This is a genomic window from Paucibacter sp. XJ19-41 (genome assembly GCF_028462495.1).
Classification (GTDB): Bacteria; Pseudomonadota; Gammaproteobacteria; order Burkholderiales; family Burkholderiaceae_C; genus Roseateles_E.
The window spans coordinates 1-5890 of record NZ_JAQOWX010000191.1 but is presented as its reverse complement, the minus strand read 5'-3'; the positions used below and the strand labels follow the sequence as shown (position 1 = coordinate 5890).

Here is a 5890-nt window from a genome sequence, read left to right as displayed (position 1 = left end):
CCGGCGAGCTGGGCGAGCTGGCGCGGGCGATGGCGGCGATGCGCGAGCGGCTCGACGGGCGCGAGCACATCGAGCACACGGTGCGTGCGCTGACCCATGAGCTGAAAAGCCCGCTGGCCGCGATGCGCGGTGCCGGCGAGCTGCTGCAGGACGAGCTGGCCCCGGCCGACCGCCAGCGCTTTGCCGGCCAGGTGGTGGCGCAGAGCGAGCGCATGGGCGAGCTGGTCGAGCGCCTGCTGGAGCTCTCCAAGCTGGAGATGCAGCAGGGCCCGGCGCATCCGCAGCGGCTGCGCGTCGACGCGCTGGTCGATGCCGTGCTGGCCCCGCTGCGGGATCGCCTTCAGCAGCAAGACCTGACCCTGCTGTGGCAGGAGCGCGCGACGCTGGAGGTGATGGCCGACCGCGAGCTGCTGGCGCTGGCGCTGAGCAATCTGTTCAGCAATGCCCTGGACTTCGCGCCGGCCGGCTCGCTGCTGGAACTGAGCCTGCGGGCGGTCGACGGCCGGGCCGTGTTCGCGCTGCGCGACCAGGGCCCCGGCGTGCCGCCGGCCGCCTGGCCTCAGCTGGGTCAGCGCTTCTTCTCGACCGCCCGGCCCGGCAGCCTGCGCAAGGGCTCGGGCCTGGGCCTGGCCATCGTGCGCCAGGTTGCGGCCCTGCATGGCGGTGGCCTCGAATTCGAGCCGGCCGAGCCCGGCCTGCGGGTGCGCCTAAGCCTGCCGCTGGCCTGACTTCACCCCCGCTTCACAAACTTCCTCATCGCCACACCGGCGTTCGCGAGACTGCCTGCGTCACAACACAGAGGAGTCCGTATGGGATCGCGCGCCGTGGTTTGGAAATTGCTCATCCTGGCAGGCGTCAGCCTGCTGCTGAGCGTGGTGCTCTTGCGCATCGGCTGGCTGGTCGACGAGCGCCAGGCTCGGCAGCAGGAGGCGGTGGCCAGCGTCGAGCAGGCCCAGGCCGGTGCGCAGACCCTGCTGGGGCCTTTGCTGCTGCGCCAGTGCAGCGAGGAGTGGGAGACCCTGGTGATGGACGAGAACCAGGAGCGCCGTCGCAGCACCGCGAAGCGAGATTTCGTCATCAGCGCCGTGCCCGAGCGCCTGCAGGTCGGCGGTGCGCTGAACCAGGAGGCGCGCTACCGCGGCATCTTCAAGGTCAATGGCTACGCCGGTCGCCTGCAGTTCGATGCCCAATGGGCCTCGCTGCAGGCGCTGGAGCCGCCGCGCGCCCAGCAGCCCGGTGGTCGGGTGCAATGCGGCCCGGTGCAGGCCATGTTGGCCAGCAGCGATGCGCGCGGCCTGCGTGCGGCCACGCTCAAGCTCGGCGAGCTGGCCCTGGCCGTCAAGCCCGGCACCGGCCACCCGGCCTATATGCGCGGCCTGCATGCGCCGCTGCCCGAGACCCTGGCGCTGGACGCGCCGCTGAGCTTGCAGCTGAGCCTGGAGCTGGCCGGCACCCAGCGCTTTGCCCTGGTGCCCGCCGCCGCCGCGACGAGCCTGAATCTGCGTTCCGACTGGCCGCACCCCAGCTTCGGCGGGCGCTTCCTGCCCAGCTCGCGCGAGATCGGCGAGGCCGGTTTCAGCGCGCAGTGGCAGGTCTCCGAGCTGGCCAGCACGGCGCCGGCCGATGTGCTGCAGCACAAGGTCGTCGGCGGCCTGGGCGGCAGCGGCAATCAGGAGATCGACACGCTGGAGTTCGCGATGGTCGACCCGGTCAATCCTTATGTGATGAGCGACCGGGCGATCAAGTACGGGCTGATGTTCATCCTCTTGACCTTTGTCTGCGTCGGCCTGGTCGAGCTGATGTCGGGCCGGCGGGTGCACCCGGTGCAGTACCTGCTGGTGGGCCTGGCACTGAGCCTGTTCTTCCTGCTGCTGCTGAGCCTGTCCGAGCACCTCGGCTTCGGCCTGTCCTATCTGCTGGCGGCCGGTGCGGCGGTGGGGCTGCTGGGCTACTACGGCGCGGCGATGCTGGGGACCTGGCAGCGCGGCCTGGGCTTCGGCGCCGGGGTCGCCGGGCTGTATGCGGCGCTCTATGTGCTGCTGAGCCTGGAACAGGCCTCGCTGATCGTCGGTGCGCTGCTGCTCTTTATCGTGCTGGCCGCTGTCATGGTGCTGACACGGCGCCTCGATTGGTATGCCTTGGGCGCGTCTGCAACGGCCGCGGCCTCGAGTCGGTAGGAACGCCATTGCCGCGCGCTGCCGACTGCGCCAGCATCGCGGCATGGCTCTGACTTTCGACTACATCATCATCGGCGCCGGCACGGCCGGCTGCCTGCTGGCCAACCGGCTCAGCGCCGATGCCTCCAAGCGCGTGCTGCTGCTGGAGGCCGGCGGCAAGGACGATTACCACTGGATCCACATCCCGGTCGGCTATCTCTACTGCATCGGCAACCCGCGCACCGACTGGCTGTACCAGACCGAGCCCGACGCCGGCCTGAACGGCCGCGCGCTGCGCTACCCGCGCGGCAAGGTGCTGGGCGGCTGCTCCAGCATCAACGGCATGATCTACATGCGCGGCCAGGCCCGCGACTACGACGGCTGGGCCCAGGCAACGTCTGACCCCGCCTGGCGCTGGGACCAGAGCCTGCCCTTCTTCAAGCAGCATGAGAACCACTGGCGGCTCGACGGCGACCAGGGCAGCGCAGCGTTCAAGGCCCTGCACGGCCATGGCGGCGAGTGGCGGGTCGAGCGTCAGCGGCTGCGCTGGGACATCCTCGATGCCTTTGCCCAGGCCGCCACCCAGGCCGGCATCCCGGCCACCGAGGATTTCAATAGCGGTAACAACGAGGGCGTCGGCTATTTCGAGGTCAACCAGCGCGCCGGCTGGCGCTGGAACACCGCCAAGGCCTTTTTGCGCCCGACCTGCTACGGCCGGCCCAACTTCGAGCTGTGGACCGGCTCGCAGGTGCAGCGGCTGACGCTGGACCGCGGCGTCGACGGCGCGCTGCAGTGCAGCGGCGCCGTGGTGATGACGCCGCAGGGACTGGAGACCGTCGCGCTGGAGCCCGGCGGCGAGGTCCTGCTGGCGGCCGGCGCGATCGGCTCGCCGCAGATCCTGCAGCTCTCCGGCATCGGGCCGGCGGCACTCTTGCAACAGCACGGCATCGAGGTCCGGCAGGAGCTGCCCGGCGTCGGCGCCAATCTGCAAGACCATCTGCAGATCCGCGCGGTCTTCAAGGTGGCCGGCGCCAAGACCTTGAACACGCGGGCCGCGAGTCTGTTCGGCAAGGCGCTGATCGGCCTGGAATATGCGTTCAAGCGCAGCGGGCCGATGAGCATGGCGCCCTCGCAGCTGGGCGCCTTCGCCAGGAGCAGCCCGGACAAGAGCTGGCCCGATCTGCAGTACCACGTCCAGCCGCTCTCGCTCGATGCCTTCGGCGAGCCGCTGCACGGCTTCAATGCCTTCACCGCCAGCGTCTGCAATCTGAACCCGACGAGCCGGGGCACGGTGCAGATCCGCTCGGCCGATCCGCAGGCCGCACCGGCGATCGCGCCCAACTATCTGAGCACCGAGCAAGACCGCCGCATTGCCGCCGACAGCCTGCGGCTGACCCGCCGCATCGTCGCGCAGCCGGCGCTGGCGCCCTACAAGCCCGAGGAGTTCAAGCCCGGCCCGCAGTACCAGAGCGATGAGGAGCTGGCCCGCCTGGCCGGCGATATCGCGACGACGATCTTCCACCCGGTCGGTACCTGCAAGATGGGGCGCGCCGATGATGGGCTGGCCGTGGTCGACAGCCGGCTGCGGGTGCGCGGCGTCGCGAGGCTGCGCGTCATCGATGCCAGCGTGATGCCCAGCATCACCAGCGGCAACACCAACTCGCCGACCTTGATGATCGCCGAGCGGGCGGCGGCGTGGATCAAAGAGGAAGGCACTCTGCGCGCGTAGCGAAGGTGGCATCAACCTATGCTGGGCATGCGCCCAGCGAGGTTACGCAGCGTGAAAGATGCTGACACGCTTTGGCCAGCATCCCCATAGAATGGTTTGACCATGGATGGCACACGCATCACTGTTGCACTTGATGACCAGTCGGGAGGCTTTGAGGTAGGCCCCGATCGGGTGCTTCTGGGCGACCTTGTCCGATTCTCCGCAGACGTGAAGGAGTTTCTTCAGGGGGACGGCAAGGAATTGGATGCACGTAATCTTGAGGTCCAGGTCATACAGGGTTCATTTGCGCTCCAGACATTCCCGCTTGTCGGTGTTCCGAAACTGTTCAGTGACTTGCGGTCGCTTTACGACAGTGAATTGATGGGCGTCATCGATATCAAGCGCAAGGCTGTCATGGAGCGTTGGCAGAAAGCCGCTCGGAATGTTCGAGGGCTGACCTACAAGATTTCCGCTCCCTTCCTTGATCGCCCGCTCGTCGTCAGCGCGCAGTCGGACTTTCGTGCTGATGATGCCGACCACTGGGTCGTGGTGGAGCGCTACGTCCGAGGCGAGATACAAGAGGCCGGCGGTTCAAGAAGGCCCAACGCCCACGTCAAGCTTCCTAGCGGCAATGTGCTGATTGTCGAGACCGACAAGGAGCTACTCCGCACGGACAAGATCAATCGCTTGTACAAGACGGCAATGCTTCGCATCAAGGCTGAGTACAACGTCAAGACGCGAGAGCTACGTAATGCCCGGCTGCTTGGCTTCGTTGAATACGCCGCGGATGTGGATGAAGCGGACATCGCGAGGATGACCCGCCACGGCGCTGAGGCCTGGAAAGATGTTCCGGATGCCTCCGCCTGGGTCGATGAGTTGCGCGGGGGGGCGCATTGAATAGCGTCCTGCTGGACACCAGCTTTCTCATCACAGTCACAGACCCGAATCGGCGGCATCATGCCGTTGCTCTTCAGTATTTTCGGGAGTGCGTCCAGCGACAGGTACCGATGTTCCTGTCGACGGTTGTCGTCTCTGAATTTCAGGTCAAGCAGGCCTACACCACCCTGCCACTTCGAAACCTCATTGTTCTGCCGTTCAACATTGATCATGCGGAGCGTTGCGGGACCTTGATTGCGCAGTTTCCGCGTGACCAAGGAGATGATCGCGTGCGGGTCAAAGATGACATCAAGCTGATCGCTCAGTGTGATATCGAGGGAATCAGTCACATCCTTTGCGAAGATCACAACACGCTCGCGAAGTACCTCCAACGCGTGGAAGCCGGACCAACGCCATCGATCAAAGCCGTCTTGTTGAAAGATGGCTATGACGCCGCTTGGTTTGACGGTGGTCAGATGGCTTTGGATCCATTTAGCGACGCTGGTTGAGCTTAGGCTTTTCCGCGCGTGGACAGGGGCTGGTCTGCATGACATGTCCCTTTGGGCAAGCTGAAGCGTTACTTCGACCCTACGGCGAAGTCAGCCCATGCCCTTGGCCATCAGCGAGGCGCACAGGCTCAGCGGCAGCAACAGGCCCAGCTGCAGATTCAGGCTCAGTCGCACGCGCCGGTGCTGGGCCGCGCTGACCTGCGGTGCGCGGCCGGCCTTCAGCTCGGCACCCCAGCGGATGAAGGTGACGGTGGGGATGATGGACAGCAGGCCGATCGCGACAAACAGGCCCAGCTTCAGATGGAAGAAGGGGTTGGCGCTGTAGAAGGCCCAACCCTTCTCGAAATGGTAGGCGCGGGCGAAGCCGGCCAGCAGCAGGGTCACGGCGCTGAGGCCGTAGATCCGGTCGACCTGGGCCAGGCGCCGGGCCTCTTGCAGGCTGGGCGTCGGGCCGAAGCTCAGCCATTGATAGGCCAGCGCCGCGACGATGCCGAACACGGCCAGGAAATGCACAAAGGCGACGAGGGCGTTGATCAGCATGGCGGGCGGCGGCTGGGGCCGGACTGTGACGATGGCCGCCACTGTGCCGCAGCGCGGCGTATCCGTCCGGCCAAGTCATCTTGACCCTGGACGAAGTGCGA

6 protein-coding genes are annotated in these 5890 nt (G+C 66.6%); 5 read left to right on the top strand and 1 reads right to left on the bottom strand.

Annotated features, from left to right (window positions below; all coding sequences use genetic code 11):
- The 5 genes from PO768_RS27425 to PO768_RS27405 all read left to right on the top strand — a co-directional run.
- Positions 1-728 (top strand): ATP-binding protein (locus tag PO768_RS27425; protein ID WP_272648586.1); only part of this gene is annotated, 728 nt, incomplete at its 5' end.
- A gap of 81 nt (positions 729-809) precedes the next feature.
- Complete coding sequence (creD, locus tag PO768_RS27420) at positions 810-2177, top strand: cell envelope integrity protein CreD (protein ID WP_272648585.1); 1368 nt, start codon at positions 810-812, stop codon at positions 2175-2177.
- Positions 2178-2220: 43 nt separating this feature from the next.
- Positions 2221-3885, top strand: a complete 1665-nt coding sequence (locus PO768_RS27415; protein ID WP_272648584.1) for a GMC family oxidoreductase — start codon at positions 2221-2223, stop codon at positions 3883-3885.
- 102 nt (positions 3886-3987) lie between these two features.
- Complete coding sequence (locus PO768_RS27410) at positions 3988-4761, top strand: hypothetical protein (protein ID WP_272648583.1); 774 nt, start codon at positions 3988-3990, stop codon at positions 4759-4761.
- Positions 4758-5249: a type II toxin-antitoxin system VapC family toxin gene (locus PO768_RS27405; protein WP_272648582.1), complete on the top strand. Its 492-nt coding sequence runs from the start codon at positions 4758-4760 to the stop codon at positions 5247-5249. Before PO768_RS27410 ends, PO768_RS27405 begins: the two co-directional genes overlap by 4 nt.
- A gap of 90 nt (positions 5250-5339) precedes the next feature.
- Here PO768_RS27405 and PO768_RS27400 read toward each other — a convergent pair whose 3' ends face one another.
- Entirely contained in the window at positions 5340-5789 is a 450-nt protein-coding gene (locus tag PO768_RS27400; RefSeq protein ID WP_272648581.1) for a DUF2214 family protein, read from the bottom strand.
- Positions 5790-5890: the final 101 nt, after the last annotated feature.

Bases quoted from the DNA above. Each gene is read 5' to 3' on its own strand.
- creD (WP_272648585.1), top strand. From the start codon at position 810: ATGGGATCGCGCGCCGTGGTTTGGAAATTGCTCATCCTGGCAGGCGTC.
- PO768_RS27415 (WP_272648584.1), top strand. From the start codon at position 2,221: ATGGCTCTGACTTTCGACTACATCATCATCGGCGCCGGCACGGCCGGC.
- PO768_RS27410 (WP_272648583.1), top strand. From the start codon at position 3,988: ATGGATGGCACACGCATCACTGTTGCACTTGATGACCAGTCGGGAGGC.
- PO768_RS27400 (WP_272648581.1), bottom strand. From the start codon at position 5,789: ATGCTGATCAACGCCCTCGTCGCCTTTGTGCATTTCCTGGCCGTGTTC.